This window comes from Geodermatophilus sp. SYSU D00815, assembly GCF_054050035.1.
On sequence record NZ_JBJGYO010000010.1, the window covers coordinates 107,325 to 122,675 of the forward strand.

At 75.2% G+C, this 15,351-nt stretch carries 14 protein-coding genes; 6 read left to right on the top strand and 8 right to left on the bottom strand.

All coding sequences use genetic code 11. From position 1 onward, the window contains the following. Nucleotide 1: 1 nt before the first annotated feature. Genes ACI78S_RS13625 through ACI78S_RS13645 form a run of 5 tightly spaced genes read right to left on the bottom strand, consistent with a single transcriptional unit; the run spans nucleotide 2 to nucleotide 4,743 of the window. A complete protein-coding gene (locus ACI78S_RS13625; protein WP_456974106.1) occupies nucleotides 2–868 on the bottom strand; it encodes an amidohydrolase family protein in 867 nt (288 codons plus the stop codon). Beyond that, complete coding sequence (locus ACI78S_RS13630) at nucleotides 865–1,827, bottom strand: aldo/keto reductase (protein WP_456974108.1); 963 nt, start codon at nucleotides 1,825–1,827, stop codon at nucleotides 865–867. Before ACI78S_RS13630 ends, ACI78S_RS13625 begins: the two co-directional genes overlap by 4 nt. Beyond that, nucleotides 1,824–3,101, bottom strand: a complete 1,278-nt coding sequence (locus tag ACI78S_RS13635) for an enolase C-terminal domain-like protein (protein ID WP_456974110.1) — start codon at nucleotides 3,099–3,101, stop codon at nucleotides 1,824–1,826. The genes ACI78S_RS13630 and ACI78S_RS13635 overlap by 4 nt, the downstream gene beginning before the upstream one ends. Before the next feature lie 29 nt (nucleotides 3,102–3,130). Next, nucleotides 3,131–3,898, bottom strand: a complete 768-nt coding sequence (locus tag ACI78S_RS13640; RefSeq protein ID WP_456974112.1) for an SDR family NAD(P)-dependent oxidoreductase — start codon at nucleotides 3,896–3,898, stop codon at nucleotides 3,131–3,133. Further along, nucleotides 3,895–4,743 carry a fumarylacetoacetate hydrolase family protein gene (locus ACI78S_RS13645; RefSeq protein WP_456974114.1) on the bottom strand — a complete coding sequence of 283 codons (849 nt, stop codon included), beginning with the start codon at nucleotides 4,741–4,743 and terminating at the stop codon, nucleotides 3,895–3,897. Before ACI78S_RS13645 ends, ACI78S_RS13640 begins: the two co-directional genes overlap by 4 nt. 86 nt (nucleotides 4,744–4,829) lie before the next feature. Between ACI78S_RS13645 and ACI78S_RS13650 the strand changes: the two genes are divergently transcribed. The 4 genes from ACI78S_RS13650 to ACI78S_RS13665 all read left to right on the top strand — a co-directional run bounded on the left by ACI78S_RS13650 (nucleotide 4,830) and on the right by ACI78S_RS13665 (nucleotide 9,288). Further along, nucleotides 4,830–5,846 (top strand): LacI family DNA-binding transcriptional regulator, encoded by a 1,017-nt coding sequence (locus tag ACI78S_RS13650; protein WP_456974116.1) that lies wholly within the window; start codon nucleotides 4,830–4,832, stop codon nucleotides 5,844–5,846. Between the two features lie 187 nt (nucleotides 5,847–6,033). Further along, on the top strand, nucleotides 6,034–7,683 hold the full coding sequence (locus ACI78S_RS13655) for a hypothetical protein (RefSeq protein WP_456974118.1): 1,650 nt from the start codon (nucleotides 6,034–6,036) through the stop codon (nucleotides 7,681–7,683). Continuing rightward, entirely contained in the window at nucleotides 7,683–8,552 is an 870-nt protein-coding gene (locus ACI78S_RS13660; RefSeq protein ID WP_456974120.1) for a sugar phosphate isomerase/epimerase family protein, read from the top strand. The genes ACI78S_RS13655 and ACI78S_RS13660 overlap by 1 nt, the downstream gene beginning before the upstream one ends. A 1-nt stretch (nucleotide 8,553) precedes the next feature. Further along, nucleotides 8,554–9,288 (top strand): dihydrofolate reductase family protein, encoded by a 735-nt coding sequence (locus ACI78S_RS13665; protein ID WP_456974122.1) that lies wholly within the window; start codon nucleotides 8,554–8,556, stop codon nucleotides 9,286–9,288. Here the strand turns inward: ACI78S_RS13665 and ACI78S_RS13670 are convergent. Genes ACI78S_RS13670 through ACI78S_RS13680 form a run of 3 tightly spaced genes read right to left on the bottom strand, consistent with a single transcriptional unit; the run spans nucleotide 9,285 to nucleotide 12,431 of the window. Then, entirely contained in the window at nucleotides 9,285–9,872 is a 588-nt protein-coding gene (locus ACI78S_RS13670; RefSeq protein ID WP_456974228.1) for a response regulator, read from the bottom strand. The two genes, ACI78S_RS13665 and ACI78S_RS13670, sit on opposite strands and share 4 nt — an antisense overlap. Beyond that, nucleotides 9,782–11,839 carry a histidine kinase gene (locus tag ACI78S_RS13675; protein WP_456974124.1) on the bottom strand — a complete coding sequence of 686 codons (2,058 nt, stop codon included), beginning with the start codon at nucleotides 11,837–11,839 and terminating at the stop codon, nucleotides 9,782–9,784. The genes ACI78S_RS13670 and ACI78S_RS13675 overlap by 91 nt, the downstream gene beginning before the upstream one ends. 4 nt (nucleotides 11,840–11,843) lie before the next feature. Next, nucleotides 11,844–12,431 carry a hypothetical protein gene (locus tag ACI78S_RS13680; protein ID WP_456974126.1) on the bottom strand — a complete coding sequence of 196 codons (588 nt, stop codon included), beginning with the start codon at nucleotides 12,429–12,431 and terminating at the stop codon, nucleotides 11,844–11,846. 185 nt (nucleotides 12,432–12,616) lie between these two features. On the opposite strand from ACI78S_RS13680, the gene ACI78S_RS13685 reads away from it, so the two are divergent. Both ACI78S_RS13685 and ACI78S_RS13690 read left to right on the top strand, forming a co-directional pair. After that, the gene (locus tag ACI78S_RS13685) at nucleotides 12,617–13,708 is read left to right on the top strand and encodes an ATP-dependent DNA ligase (RefSeq protein WP_456974128.1); all 1,092 of its coding nucleotides are present in this window, start codon (nucleotides 12,617–12,619) and stop codon (nucleotides 13,706–13,708) included. Between the two features lie 52 nt (nucleotides 13,709–13,760). Continuing rightward, nucleotides 13,761–15,323: an alpha/beta hydrolase gene (locus ACI78S_RS13690; RefSeq protein ID WP_456974130.1), complete on the top strand. Its 1,563-nt coding sequence runs from the start codon at nucleotides 13,761–13,763 to the stop codon at nucleotides 15,321–15,323. Nucleotides 15,324–15,351: the final 28 nt, after the last annotated feature.

Here is a 15,351-nt window from a genome sequence, read left to right on the forward strand (position 1 = left end):
GTCAGGGCAGCCGGTAGACCCGGCGCGCCGTCGCGCCCGTGAGCGCCCGCTGCTCGTCGGCCGACAGCTCGCCGACCAGCGCGGCGAGCACCTCGTGCGTGGGCCGGTAGCCCTCCGGGCCGTAGGCGTCCTCGGGCACGGTCACCGGCCAGTCGCTGCCGTACATCAGGCGCGCGGGACCGAACAGCTCCAACGCGGCCTCCCACGCCGGGCGCACCGCCGCCACGGTGTAGGGCGTGCCGGGCGCCCGCAGCCCCGACACCTTCGCGACGGTGTTCGGCGCGGCCGCCGCGCGCGCCAGCTGCGCCCGCCACTCCCCCATCTCCGGCCGGCCCAGCGGCGGCTTGGCCAGGTGGTCCACGACGACGACGAGCTCCGGCAGGTCCTCGGCGAGGCGGGCGGTCTGCGTCAGGTGCCGCGGGTAGGCGTCCGGCACGTCGAGCGGCAGGCCGGCCGCGGCCACCAGGCGCAGGGACTCCCGCACCGGGGCGGTGTCGAGGAAGTCGGCCCGGGGGTCGGCGTGCACGAGGTGCCGCACGCCGCGGAACCGCGGGTGCCGGAAGAGCTCCTCCAGGGAGGCGGCCGCGGCCGCCGGGTCGGCCAGCGGCAGCCAGCCGACCACGCCGGCGACCCACGGGTGCGCGTCGGCCACCGCGAGCAGGTAGCGGGTCTCGGCGGTCGAGTCCTCCGCCTGCACGAGCACCGCGGCGCCGAAGCCGCAGCCGGCCAGCGCCTCCCGCGCCTGCTCGGGCGGGAAGCTCGCGTACAGGCCGCCGCGCTCCGGCCCGAGCCACGGGTAGCTGTTGACGGCGAGGTCCCAGACGTGCACGTGCGCGTCGACGGGGGCGAACGCCTCGTCGCCGGTCACGGCAGGAGCCCCCGCTCCCCGAGCGCGCGCCACAGCTCCTCGGGCACCGGGGCGGCCATCCGCGCGGCGTTCTCGCGGACCTGCTCGGGGGTGTCGGCGCCGACCACCACGGAGACGACGGCCGGGGAGCGCAGGCCGAACTGCAGGGCCGCGGCGGGCAGCTCCACGCCCAGCTCCCGGCACACCCGGGCGAGCTCCCGGGCCCGCGCCAGCTTGTCGGCCGGGGCCCTGCGGTACTCGTAGGGCGAGTCCTCCCCCGGCTCCGAGGTGGCGAGCAGCCCGGAGTTGAAGACGGCGACGTTGACGATGCCGACCCCGCGCTCCTCGCACAGCCGGACGACGTCGGCCCCCGGCGTCTCCAGCAGCGTGTAGCGGCCCGGGAGCATGACCAGGTCGACGGCGCCGCTGCGCACGGCGCGCTCGACGGCGCCCAGGTCGGCGGTCCCGACGCCGACGGCGCGCACCAGACCCTCGTCGCGCAGGCGCGCCAGCGCGGCGACGCCGCCGTCGACGACCTCGGCCACGTCGCGCCCGCTGCGCTCGACGTCGTGCAGGTACAGCACGTCGACGCGGTCCAGGCCCAGCCGGGTGAGGGAGTCCTCGAGGCTGCGGCGGATGCCGGCCTCGGAGAAGTCCCAGCGGCGGCGGTGGTCGGCGGGCACCTCGAACAGGTCGTCGTCCCGGCGGCCGGCGCCGTCCGGGTCCGGCTCCAGGATCCGGCCCACCTTGGTGGAGAGGACGAACTCGTCCCGGGGCCGGCGGCGCAGCATCGCGCCCAGCCGGCGCTCCGAGAGCCCCAGCCCGTAGTGCGGGGCGGTGTCGTAGTAGCGGATGCCCGCGTCCCAGGCCGCGTCGAGTATGCGCTGCGCCGCCTCGTCGTCGACGGCGCGGTACAGGTTGCCGACGGCGGCCGCCCCGTACCCGAGACGGCCGAGCCGGATCCGCCCCGGTGAGCTCATCGGCCGGCGAAGAGGTGCCGCTCGACGGAGGCGGCGTGCATCTCGGTGCCGGCCCCCGGCGCCGACGGGGCCCAGTACCGCCCCTGCCGCACGTCGGTGGGGACGACGAAGTGCTCGTGCAGGTGGTCGACGTACTCGAGGTAGCGCCCCTCCACCGAACCGGAGACGGCGACGAAGTCGAACATCGACAGGTGCTGCACCGCCTCGCAGAGGCCGACGCCGCCGGCGTGCGGGCAGACCCGGACGCCGAAGCGCGCGGCCAGCAGCAGGTTGGCGATGTTCTCGTTGACCCCGGCCACGCGGGTGGCGTCGATCTGCAGCACGTCGATCGCCTCCGCCTGGAGCAGCTGCTTGGCGATCACCCGGTTGGCCATGTGCTCGCCGGTGGCCACCGGGACCGGGGCGACCTCGCGCGCGATCCGCGCGTGGCCGAGCACGTCGTCGGGGCTGGTGGGCTCCTCCAGCCAGGCCAGGTCGAACGGCGCCAGCTCCTTGGTCCAGGCGACCGCCTGCTCCACGTCCCACCGCTGGTTGGCGTCGACGGCGATCTTGACGTCCGGGCCGACGGCCTCGCGGGCCAGCCGCAGCCGCCGCACGTCCTCCTCGAGGTCGCTGCCGACCTTGAGCTTGATCTGCTCGAAGCCGTCGGCCACCGCCTCGCGGGCCAGCCGCACGAGCTTCTCGTCGTCGTAGCCCAGCCAGCCCGGCGTCGTGGTGTAGGCCGGGTAGCCGTGCGCCTCGAGCCAGGCCCGGCGCTCCGCCCGGCCCGGCTCGGCGGCCTGGAGGATCTCGAGGGCCTGCTGCGGGGTCAGCGCGTCGGTCAGGTAGCGGAAGTCGACCAGGTCGACGATCTCGGCCGGGGGCAGCTCGCTGAGCAGCAGCCACAGCGGCTTGTCCGCCCGCTTGGCCCGCAGGTCCCACAGGGCGTTGACGACCGCGCCGATCGCCATGTGCATGACGCCCTTCTCCGGGCCCAGCCAGCGCAGCTGCGAGTCGTGCACCAGCCGCCGCCAGGTGCCGCCCATGTCGGCGAGGAGGGGCTCGACCTCCTCGCCGCGCAGCTGCTCGGCCACGGCGCGCACCGCGGCGAGCTGGACGTCGTTGCCGCGGCCGATGGTGAACACGAAGCCGTGCCCGGCGTCCCCGCCGTCGGTGCCCAGCCGCAGGTAGGCGGCCGAGTAGTCGGGGTCGGGGTTCATCGCGTCGGAGCCGTCGAGCATCGTCGACGTCGGGAAGCGGATGTCGAAGGTGTCGATGTCCTGCAGGGAGCTCACGGGGCGTCCTCCGGTCGGGGTCGGGCCGGTCAGTGCGGCAGCTGGAAGCCGGCCATGCCGCCGTCGACCGACAGGGAGGTGCCGGTGACCGAGCCGGTGCGCGGGGAGGCCAGGTAGACGATGGCCTGGGCCACCTCGTCGGCGCTCACCAGCCGCCCGTGCGGCTGGCGCGCCTCGAGCCGGGCCAGCTCGCCCTGCGGGTCGTCGGTCGCGGCGAGCAGCCGCTGCACCCACGGGGTGTCGGCCGTCCCGGGGCTGACGCAGTTGACCCGGATGCCCTCGCGGACGTGGTCGGCGGCCATGGCGCGGGTCAGCCCGAGCACCGCCGACTTGCTGGCGCAGTACGCCGCGCGCTTCGGCAGGCCGATCAGCGCGGCGATGGAGGCGGTGTTGACGACGGCGGCGGCGCGGGACCGGCGCAGGTGCGGCAGCGCGGCGGCCGACATGCGCGCGATGCCGACGACGTTGACGTCGAGCACCCGCAGCCACTCCTCGGCGGCGGTGTCGGCCACCGTGCCCTGCGCGCCGATGCCGGCGTTGTTGACCAGGACGTCGATGCCGCCGAGGTCGGCGGCGATGCGCTCCACGGTGGCGGTCACCCCGGCGTCGTCGGTGACGTCGCACCGGTAGGCGTGCAGCGGCGCCGGCACCCCGGTGGTGTCCCGGTCGACCGCGGCGACCGTCGCGCCCCGGCGGGCCAGCTCCTGGGCGACCGCCAGGCCGATCCCCGAGCCCGCGCCCGTCACCACCGCGACCAGCCCGTCGAACTCCCCCTGCGGACCCGCTGCCTCGCTCATGCCTGCCCCACCGTCTGCCGCTGACGGCCGAGGCCGTCGATCTCCAGCTCCACCACGTCGCCCGCCGCCAGGAACGGCGTGCCGGGGCGGCCGAGGGCGACGCCTGCCGGCGTGCCCGTGTTCACCAGGTCGCCCGGCCGCAGCACCATGAACCGGCTCAGGTACCGGACCACCTCGAGCACCGGGAAGATCATGTCCGCGGTGCTGCCGTCCTGCCGCTGCTCGCCGTTCACCCACAGCCGCAGGCCCAGCTGCTGCGGGTCGTCGACCTCGTCGGCCGTCACGAGGTACGGGCCGGCCGGGTTGAAGGTCTCGCAGCTCTTGCCCTTGTCCCACTGGCCGCCCCGCTCGAGCTGGAACTCGCGCTCGGAGACGTCGTGGGAGACGAGGTAGCCGGCGATCACCTCGCGCGCGGCGTCGGCGTCGGCCAGGTAGCGGGCCGGCGCGCCGATGACGACGCCGAGCTCCACCTCCCAGTCGGTCTTCGTCGACCCGCGGGGCACGAGCACCTCGTCGCACGGCCCGATGACCGTGCTGGGGTCCTTCATGAACACCACCGGCTCCGCCGGGACGGGGGCGCCGGTCTCCGCCGCGTGGTCGCGGTAGTTCAGCCCGATGCAGACCACCTTGCCGGGCGTCGCCACGGGGGCGCCGATCCGGACGCCGTCGCGCGCGACCTCGGGCAGCCGCCCCTCCTCGAGGGCCGCGCGCAGGCGGGCGAGGCCACCGCCGGCGAAGAAGGCGCCGTCGTAGTCCTCGGTCACCGAGCCGGCGTCGAGCCAGCGCCCGCCCGCCTCGACGGCCGGGCGCTCGGCGCCCGGCTCCCCGATCCGCAGCAGCCGCATGCGCACGCCTCCCTGGACGACCGTGGTGGTGGAATCGATTTCACCGTACCGGTCCCCCCCGTGACCTCGACCGCTAGGTTCGGCGCATGGCGACGATCTACGACGTTGCGGCGCTCGCGGGGGTCTCACCCGCCACCGTCTCGCGGGTGCTCAACGGCCGGTCGGTCTCGCCCGACAAGGAGCGCCTCGTCCTGGAGGCGGCCGAGCGGCTCAGCTACAAGCCCAACCGCGTGGCCCGGACCCTGCGCCGCCAGCTCTCCGAGGTCGTCGCGCTGGTGATCCCCGACATCGAGAACCCGTTCTTCACGTCGCTGGCCCGCGGCGTCGCCGACACGGCCCAGCAGGCCGGCTTCAGCGTCGTCCTCTGCAACACCGACGGGGACCCGGGCAAGGAGCGCCACTTCCTGGACATCGCCCTGTCCGAGCACATGGCCGGCGTCGTGCTCGCCGCGGCCGGGACGACGAGCGACGTGCGCCCGCTGCTCGAGCGGGGCCGCGCGGTGGTGGCGGTGGACCGCCCGGTCCCCGACGCCGAGGTCGACGAGGTCGTCATCGACAACGTCGGCGCCGGGCGGCTGGCCACCCGCGCGCTCTGGGACGCCGGGTTCCGGGACATCGCCTGCATCACCGGGCCGGCGGGCCTGGTCACCGCCGCCGGCCGCGCCCGGGGGTGGCGGGAGGCCCTCGCGGAGGTCTCCCCCACCCCGGTCGCCGACGGCCGGCTGGTGCACGCCGACTTCCGCGTCGGCGGCGGCCGGGCGCGTATGAGCGAGCTGCTCGCGAGGGCCGACCGGCCCGACGCCGTGGTGGCCGGCAACAACCTGGTCGGCGTCGGCGCCCTCCAGGTGCTGCACGAGCGGGGCCTGTCGGTGGCCGACTTCGGCATCGCGGTGATCGGCGACCTGCCCTTCTCCGGGCACGCGCAGGACGTCCCCGTCGTGCACCTCCCCACCCGCGCGATGGGGACCACCGCCGGCGCGCTGCTGGTCGAGCGCATCCAGGGCGACGAGGGCCCCGCCCGCCGGGTGGTCATCCCCGGCGAGCTGCGCCCCGCCTCGCGGGCGGCGGCCGCCGACGCCTCGCCGTCCCTCCCCCGGCCTTGAGTCTGAAATCGATTTCTGACAGGCTCCCGGTGCCGTGGAGGACGGGCCCGTGCCGCGCAGGGCCACCCGGGAGCACACCGGCGACCGCCCGCACCCCGGCCGGGGGTGGGAGGAGTTCGCGCCCCCACCGTCCACGCCTCGCGGCCCGCGAGCAGCGCACCACCCGCACGACACCTGAGGAGCTCCGATGACCTACACCCTGCCCCGGCTGCGCGAGGCCACCGAGGCCCCGCCGCGGACCGCCTACCTGGTCACCAGCGGTGACTCCCGGGAGGCGGCGAACACCGCCAGCTGGCCGACCCAGGTCGAGCTGGAGTCGATCGTCACCGCGGAGCTGGAGAAGAACGGCTGGCGGGTCGTCCGCGCCGAGCCGGTCGCCGAGGACGCCCCGCACGGTTTCGTGCGCAGCCAGCGGCACGGCATCGAGGTCTTCAAGTCCGTCCCGCCGGAGGCCCCGCTGGTCGTGGCGATCGCCAACTGGCAGTACAGCCACCACGTCCTGCCGGGCCTGCGCACGCACCGCGGGCCGATCCTGACCGTGGCCAACTTCTCCGGGCGCTGGCCGGGCCTGGTCGGGCTGCTCAACCTCAACGCCGGGCTGACCAAGATGGACAAGCCCTACTCCACGCTGTGGACCGTCGACGGCACCGACGACTGGTTCCGCGACGGGATCCGCTCGTGGGTGGAGACCGGCACCGTGGCGCAGGACGAGTCGCACGTCCGCCCGCTGCCGGAGCTGCCGGCGGGCCCCGAGACCGAGCTGGGCCGCGCGCTCGCCACCGAGCTGCTCACCGAGAAGGCCATCGTCGGCGTCTTCGACGAGGGCTGCATGGGCATGTACAACGCGATCTTCGACGACGAGCTGCTGCAGCCGATCGGCATCTACAAGGAGCGGCTCTCCCAGAGCGCGCTGTGGGCCGAGATGCAGCGGGTGAGCGACGAGGAGGCGGCCGAGATCGGCCGCTGGCTCACCGACCAGGGCATGACGTTCCGGCTGGGCACCGACGAGGCCACCGAGCTGACCGAGCGCCAGCTCCTGCTGCAGTACAAGATGTACATCGCCGCCGTCCGGATGGCCGACGACTTCGGCCTGGACTCCGTCGGCATCCAGTACCAGCAGGGCCTCAAGGACCTCAGCCCGGCGTCGGACCTGGTCGAGGGCCTGCTCAACAACGTCGTGCGGCCGCCGGTGCGCAGCCGCGACGGCAGCCGGGTGCTCTTCGAGGACCAGGCGCTGCCCCACTTCAACGAGGTGGACGAGGGCGTCGCCGTCGACGGCCTGGTCACCAACCGGGTGTGGCGGGCCATGGGCCTGGACCCGGCGACCACCCTGCACGACGTCCGCTGGGGCGAGGACTACGACGGGCAGTTCGTCTGGGTCTTCGAGATCTCCGGGTCGGTGCCGCCGTCCCACCTCGTGGGCGGCTACGCCGGGGCCGAGGGCTGGCGGCAGGGCAACGTCTTCTTCCCGGCCGGCGGCAGCACGATCAACGGCGTCTCCAAGCCGGGCGAGATCGTCTGGTCGCGGGTCTACCTCGCCGAGGGCGCGCTGCACGTCGACATCGGCCGCGGCACCGTCGTGGAGCTGCCCGCCGAGGAGACGCAGCGCCGCAAGGAGGCCACCAACCCGGAGTGGCCGATCATGCACGCCGTCCTGCACGGGGTCTCCCGCGACCAGTTCATGGGGCGGCACAAGGCCAACCACATCCAGGTCGCCTACGCCGAGGACGCCGACGGCGCCGACCGCGCGCTGACCGCCAAGGCGGCGATGTTCGACGCGCTCGGCCTGCAGGTGCACGTGTGCGGCGACGTGCGGTTCACCGGGGTGGCCGCCTGATGAAGATCGGCTGCCACGGGCTCGTCTGGACCGGCGTCTACGACCCGGAGGGGATCCGGCACGCCGTCCGCAAGACGCGCGACGCCGGGTTCGACCTCATCGAGTTCCCGCTCATGGACCCGTTCACGTTCGACGTCGCGGCCGCCCGCGCCGCGCTCGACGAGACCGGGCTGGAGGCCACCGGCTCGCTGGGGCTGAACGAGTCCACCGACATCAGCAGCGAGGACGACGCCGCGGTCCGGGCCGGCGAGGACCTGCTCAACCGGGCGGTGGACGTGCTCGCCGAACTCGGCGCCGAGCACCTCTGCGGGATCGTCTACAGCGCCATGCGCAAGTACATGGAGCCGGCGACCCCGCGGGGCGTGGCGAACAGCCAGGCCGTGATCGGCCGGGTGGCCGAGCGGGCCCGCGAGGCCGGGATCAAGGTCTCGGTCGAGGTCACGAACCGCTACGAGTCGAACGTGCTCAACACCGCGCGCCAGGCCCGGGAGTTCGTGAAGGGCACCGACAGCGCCAACGTCGGCGTCCACCTCGACACGTACCACATGAACATCGAGGAGAGCGACATGTTCTCCCCGGTGGTCGAGACCGCCGAGCAGCTGTCGTACGTGCACATCGGGGAGAGCCACCGCGGCTACCTGGGCACCGGGAGCGTGGACTTCGGCTCCTTCTTCCGGGCCCTGCACCGCGTGCGGTACGACGGCCCGGTGGTGTTCGAGTCGTTCTCCTCCGCCGTCGTCGCGCCCGACCTCAGCCGCATGCTGGGCATCTGGCGCAACCTGTGGAGCGACAGCGACGAGCTCGGCGCGCACGCGAACGCCTACATCCGCGGCACGCTGACCGCGATGGCGTCGCTCGAGCACCACTGACGTGCGCCGGCTCCTCCCCGCCGCCGCGGACCCCGTCGACGACGCCGCCCTGGCCGAGGCCTACCGGGCCCCGGCCGGGCGGTTCGTCCGGGCCGACTTCATCGCCGCGCTGGACGGCGCGACGACGGTGGCGGGGCGGAGCCGGGGCCTGCAGAGGCCGGGCGACCTGCGGGTGTTCCGGGTGCTGCGGGCGCTCGCCGACGTCGTCCTGGTCGGCGCCGGGACGGCGGCGGCCGAGGGGTACGGGCCGATGACCGACGACTCCGCCGTCGGCCGTCTGCGCGGCCGGCTCGGCCGCCCCCCGACCGCGCCGATCGCCGTGGTGTCCCGCCAGGCGTCGCTGGAGCCGGGCAGCCGGCTCGCCGCGCCGCCGACGATCCTGGTCACCTGCGCGGCGGCCGACGCCGGACGGCGGGCCGCCCTCGCCGGCGCCGGCGTGCAGGTGCTCGTCCGCGGCGAGGACGACGTCGACCTGCCGGCGGCGCTGGACGCGCTCGCGGAGCGGGGGCTGGAGCAGGTCACCTGCGAGGGCGGGCCGCAGCTGCTGCGCTCCGCGCTGGAGGCCGGCGTCGTCGACGAGCTCGACCTCTCGATCTCCCCCGCGCTCGTCGGCGGCGAGGTGCGGCTGCTCGGCGACACCGCGCTGCGCGACGTCGTCCGGCTCGACCTGCGCCAGGTGCTCGAGGAGGACGGGATGCTGTTCACCCGGTACGCGGTCCGGCGGGCGCAGGCCTAGCGGGCCGCGCCGATCCCGGCGTCCCGGGCGCGCGCGACGGCCTCCGCCCGGCTGGCCACGCCGAGCTTGAGCAGGACGTTGGAGACGTGGTTCTGCACCGTCTTCACGCTGATGCCGAGGCGCAGCGCGATGACGTCGTTCGACGCGCCGGCGGACATCCGCTCGAGCACGTCGGCCTCGCGCTCGGTCAGCTGCGGGAACGCCGCACCCGGACCGGGCCGGCCGACGTCGACCAGGGCGGCGGTGACCGCCGGGTCGAGGATGGCCTGGTCGGCGTGCACCGCCTCGATGGCCCGCAGGATGTCGTCGGGGGGCGCGTCCTTGACGATGTAGCCGCGCGCCCCCGCCCGCAGCGCCTCGCGGACCCGCGCCGAGTCGGCGTGCATGGTGAGGACGAGCACCCGCACCCGCGGCAGCTCCTGCACGATGCGCTGCGTCGCCACCACACCCCCGCCGCCGGGCATGTCCAGGTCCATGACGACGACGTCCGGCCTCAGCTCGCCGGCTGCGGCGACGGCCGCGCCGGTGTCGGCCGCCTCGCCGACGACCTCGATGCCGGGAACGGCGTCGAGGAGCCGCCGCATGCCGAGCCGGAAGACGGAGTGGTCGTCGGCGACGACGACGCGGACGGGACGGGCGGGTTCCTCCACGGGGCCTCCTCCAGCGGGAACGTGGCGGCGACGGCGGTGCCCCCACCGGGCGCCGGGCCGAGGGCGAAGACGCCGCCGAGCTCGAGCACGCGGCGGCGCATCGAGCCGATGCCGATCCCGGCGACGTAGGGCTCGGTCAGGCCGGCGCCGTCATCGGTCACGGTGACCCCGAGCGAGCGGCTCCCGCGCTCGACGGCGACCACGACCCGGGAGGCGCCGGCGTGGCGCAGGACGTTGGTCACCGCCTCCAGGACGAGGAAGTACGCCGCCTCCTGCACCGGGACCGGCAGCGGGTCCACGTCCGACGCGGCGAGCTCGACGGCGGGACCACCGGGCAGCTGCGCCAGGCGGGCGAGGTGGTCGCGGACGGCCTCGACCAGCCCCCGCTCGAGCAGCGCGACCGGCTGCAGGCGGTCGACGATCCGGCGCACCTCGGCGGAGGCGTCCCGGAGCTGGCCGGCGACCTCGGCGAGGCCGGCCGCCGCCGGGTCGCCGTCGGCGCCGCGGCGCAGCGCGTCGACGGCCAGCCCGGTGCCGAGAAGCAGCGGGCCGAGCCGGTCGTGGAGCTCCCGGCGCAGCCGCTCGCGCTCCGCCGCCGCCGCCCGGCTGACGCGGTCGGCCGCCGCCCGCAGCTCGGCGCGCAGCCGGACGGCGTGCGCGGCGGCGGCGACCTGGTGGCCGAGCTCGGTGAGCAGCACGAGGTCGGCCCGGCCGAACGGCACCCCCGGGTCGCGCAGGCCGACGGTGAGCGCGCCGAGCAGCTCGGACTGGTGCACCAGGGAGAACTCCACCGCGTCGGCGCCGGGCTCGCCCGTGCGGGCCAGCTCCTTCCGGTCCCCGTCGGTCAGCAGGGTCAGGGCGACCGAACGGGTCCGCAACAGGCGCGGCACGACGTCGACGACGGCCGCGCCCAGCTCGGCCTCGTCGGTGGCCGCCCGGAGCCGCTCGCGCAGCACCGCCAGGGCGGCCAGCGGCTCGTCCCGGCGGCCGAGCAGCAGGCGGGTGATGGCGCGCTGCAACCGGAGGCGGACCGGCTCGGCCACGGCCGCGACCACGACCGCCGCCACGAGGGCCGCGCGCTCGGAGGGGTCGGCCCCGAAGGCCGCGGCGACGCCGAGGTAGGCGGCGAACACCAGCACGGTGACGCCGGTGAAGACCGCGGCGCGCCGGATCACCAGGTCGACGTCGTAGAGGCGGTACCGCAGCACGGCCAGGGCCACGCTGCCGACCAGCAGCACCGGCACGGCGAGCAGGGCCACCTGCGCCGCGTGCGGCGGCAGGAGGTCGACGACGGCGTAGAGCAGGAGCGAGACCAACCCCGCGAGCAGCAGGTACTTCAGCTGCTGCCGGGCCACACCCGTCGACCGCCGCCAGCGGGCCACCACGGCGGCCAGCGCCGCCAGCGCGGCGACCGCCCACAGGATGCCGGTCAGCAGCCCGACGACCGGCCCGGCCGCCGCCCAGTCCGCCACCGCGACCGACACCGTGGCCACCCAGCCCAGCGCGACCACCGGACGCCAGCGGGGCGTCGGCGCCCGCCCGTCCGGGAAGACGGCGAGGAGGACCGTGGTGACCGGCACGACGCTGAACGCCCACAGCCCGCGCGAGGAGGACCAGGCCACCGCGTCGGCCCACGCGGCACCGGCCGCCCCGGCCACCGCGACGACCCCGCCCCCGGCCAGCGCGAGGGCCATCGCGCACCCGCCGAGCAGCAGCAGCAGGCCGATCCGGCGGCCCTCCCGCCGGCCGGCCAGGGGGGCGCCGACACCCACGAGCAGCAGGGCGACGACCACGTTCTGCACGAGGCCCCAGCCGACGGTCGCGCCGAGCCCGTCGGCCGCGACGGAGAGGGCGACCCCCAGCGCCGTCGCGGCCAGGGCCCCGGCCGGAAGCCAGCGCACGGGCTCAGCGTGCGGTCGCGGGTGCCGGGCTGTCCAGCACCGCGGGCCTCCGGGTGCCGACGACCAGCGCCACCCCGAGGGCGGCGCCGACCACGAACGCACCGAAGGGCAGCCAGGCGGCCGGGGCCAGCAGCACGACCAGGAGCCCCTGCCACCGCGGCAGGCCGCGGTCGCGGAGCATGGCGACGCCGGCCAGCACGATGCCCGGCATGATCAGGTAGCCCAGCCACTCGAGGGCCATGAAGCCCGGAGGCAGGTCGCCCCGGCCGAGCACGCCGCGCACCAGGGCGCCGACGGTGATGAGGGCGTACTCCAGCGGGCCGCCGAGGAGGTTGAGCCAGGCCCCGACCCGGCCGATCCGCCCCTGGACCGCCCGCCGCCGCGCCCACAGCGCCAGCACGGCCAGCGGCAGGAGGGCCCAGTACCACTGCAGCGTCAGCCGGCCGACCCACTGGGGCCACTCCTGGTTGCCCGGCTCGTGCATGTGCGCGACGGCCATCTCGTGCACGGGGATCAGGGCACCGCCCACGACGAGCAGGACGGCGACGACGGGGACGGGGATGCGGGCGAGGCCCGACCAGATGCGTGTCATGGCGGCAGCGTCGCCACGGCCCTTCCCGGGTGGCCAGGGAGCAGCACCCCGGCCGGCCGGGAGGTCCTCCCCGGGATCCTCGCCACCCCGCACCGGACGGCCGGGTCCGGGAGGGACACCCGGTCCGGCGACACGGGCGCGGGAGCCGTGGTCCGCCGTCGCGCCCGGCTGGTCTACTGACCGGCATGGACCTGCCCCTGCTGCCGCCGGTGAAGCCGATGCTGGCCAAGGCGTCGACGAAGTTGCCCACCGGCGACGGCCTGTTCTACGAACCGAAGTGGGACGGCTTCCGCTGCATCGTCTTCCGCGACGGCGACGAGGTGGAGCTCGGCAGCCGCAACGAGCGGCCGATGACCCGGTACTTCCCCGAGGTGGTCGAGGCGGTCAAGGCGGCGCTGCCCGAGCGCTGCGTCGTCGACGGCGAGATCGTGATCCAGAGCGGTGACCGGCTCGACTTCGAGGCGCTGCTGCAGCGCATCCACCCGGCCAAGTCGCGGGTCGACCTGCTGGCCGAGCAGACGCCCGGGACGTTCGTCGCGTTCGACCTGCTCGCCCTGGGCGACGAGGTGTTCCTCGAGACGCCGTTCGCGCAGCGCCAGGCGCGGCTGCGGGAGGTGGTGACCACGACCGGGTCGGTGCACGTCACCTCGATCACCCAGGACGCGGAGACCGCGCAGCGCTGGTTCCAGGAGTTCGAGGGCGCCGGGCTCGACGGCGTCGTCGCCAAGGCCCCAGACCTGCCCTACGGCCCGGACCAGCGGCTGATGACCAAGGTGAAGCACGTGCGGACCGCCGACTGCGTCGTCGCCGGGTTCCGCTGGCACAAGAGCGGGCCGATCGTCGGCTCCCTGCTGCTCGGCCTCTACGACGACGGCCGGCTGCAGCACATCGGCGTGGCGGCGTCGTTCCCGATGGCCCGGCGGGCCGAGCTGGTCGAGGAGCTGGCGCCCTACCGCGAGAACGCCCTGGCCGACCACCCGTGGAAGGACTGGGCGAACGCCCAGACCAACGGCGAGGGCAACGGCAACGGCAACGGCCACGGCGGGGACCGCATGCCGGGGGCGGTGAGCCGGTGGAACGCCGGCAAGGACCTCTCCTGGGTGCCGCTGCGCCCCGAGCTGGTGGTGGAGATCAAGTACGACCAGCTCGAGGGCCGCCGGCTGCGGCACACCGGCCAGTTCCTGCGCTGGCGGACCGACCGCGACCCCGCGAGCTGCACCTACGACCAGCTCGACGTCCCCGTGAAGTACGACCTCGCCGAGGTCCTCGACGGGTGACGCGGGTCATGTCCACGGGCGTGCCGGGAGGGGCCCTCCTAGGCTCGTGATCATGCGACGTCGCTCCCCCCTGCCCGTCGTCGTGGCCGGGCTGCTCCTCCTGCTCACCGGGTGCACCTCCTTCACCAGCGGCGTGGGCGCGGAGGGGACGCCGGCCACGGCCACCTCGGCCGCGCCGCCCGAGGCGCCCGAGATCGAGTGGAACGAGTGCAGCGAACAGCTGCGGCCGTTCGTGGAGGGACGCCCGGGGTCAGAGCGCCCGCTCACCTTCGAGTGCGGCCGCACGGAGGTGCCGATCAGCTACGACGAGCCGCAGGGCGCGACGCTGCCGCTGTTCCTCGTGCGGGTGACGCTGGCCGGGCAGACCGACCGCATCGGCTCGCTGGTGGTCAACCCCGGCGGCCCGGGGGGCTCGGGCGCGGACTCCGTGATCGGGCTGGCGCTCAGCCTCCCCGAAGACCTGCTGCGCCGGTTCGACCTGGTCGGCTTCGACCCCCGCGGCGTCGGGCTGTCGACGCCGGTGGAGTGCATCCCGGCCGAGCTCAAGGACCGGATGATCGCCGCGGAGCCGCGCCCGGCGTCCGACGAGCAGGTCGACGACGCCTTCGCCCTCGCCGACGAGGTGGCCGAGGGCTGCGCGGAGAAGTACGGCGAGGCGCTGGGCAGCTTCAACACCGTCGACACCGCGCGGGACATGGACCTGCTGCGCGAGGCGCTGGGCGACGAGCAGCTGACCTACCTCGGCTACTCCTACGGCACGACGCTCGGCTCGACCTACGCCGAGCTGTTCCCCGAGAACGTCCGGGCGCTGGTGCTCGACGCGGCGGTCGACCCCACCACCGATCCGGTGGAGGACGCCGAGGCGGGCGCCGCCGGGCTGGAGGCCGGCTTCGACGCGTTCGCGCAGAACTGCACGAGCCTGATCTCCGGCTGCCCGATCGGCGGCAACCCGCGCCAGTTCGTCCTGGACCTGCTCGCCCAGGCGGCCACGACGCCCATCCCGAGCGCCGCGCCCGGCGAGACCCGCACCGCGACCCCGGGCGTGGTGATGACGGCGGTCAAGGCCGCGCTGTACAGCCAGAACTCCTGGCCGCTGCTGTCGCAGGCGCTCGCGGCGGCCCAGCGCGGCGACTCCCAGGGCCTGTTCAACCTCGCCGACAGCTACGCCGGACGGCTCGACGACGGCCGGTACTCGAACCTCTTCGACGCCAACATCGCGATCAACTGCGCCGACACCTCCACCGAGGCCGAGGTGCCCGACGACGAGATCCGCCGGCTCGCCGCGGAGTGGAACGAGCGGTACCCGCTGTTCGGCGCGAGCACGGCGGTCGGCCTGTACACCTGCTCCGCCTGGGAGGCCGAGCGCACGCCGCTGCCGGAGCGGGACGCGGAGGGCTCGGCGCCGATCCTGGTCGTCGGCAATTCCGGCGATCCGGTGACGCCGTTGCCCGGAGCGGTGGACATGGCGGAGGAACTCGAGTCCGGCGTGCTGCTGACCTGGCAGGGTCAGGGCCACACGAGCTACCCGAAGACGCCGTGCGTGACCGACGCCGTCGACGCGTACCTCATCGACCTGACCGCGCCGTCCGACGGGCTGACCTGCCCGGCGGCCTAGGCGCCCGACCGGGCCCGCGCCGCCCGAG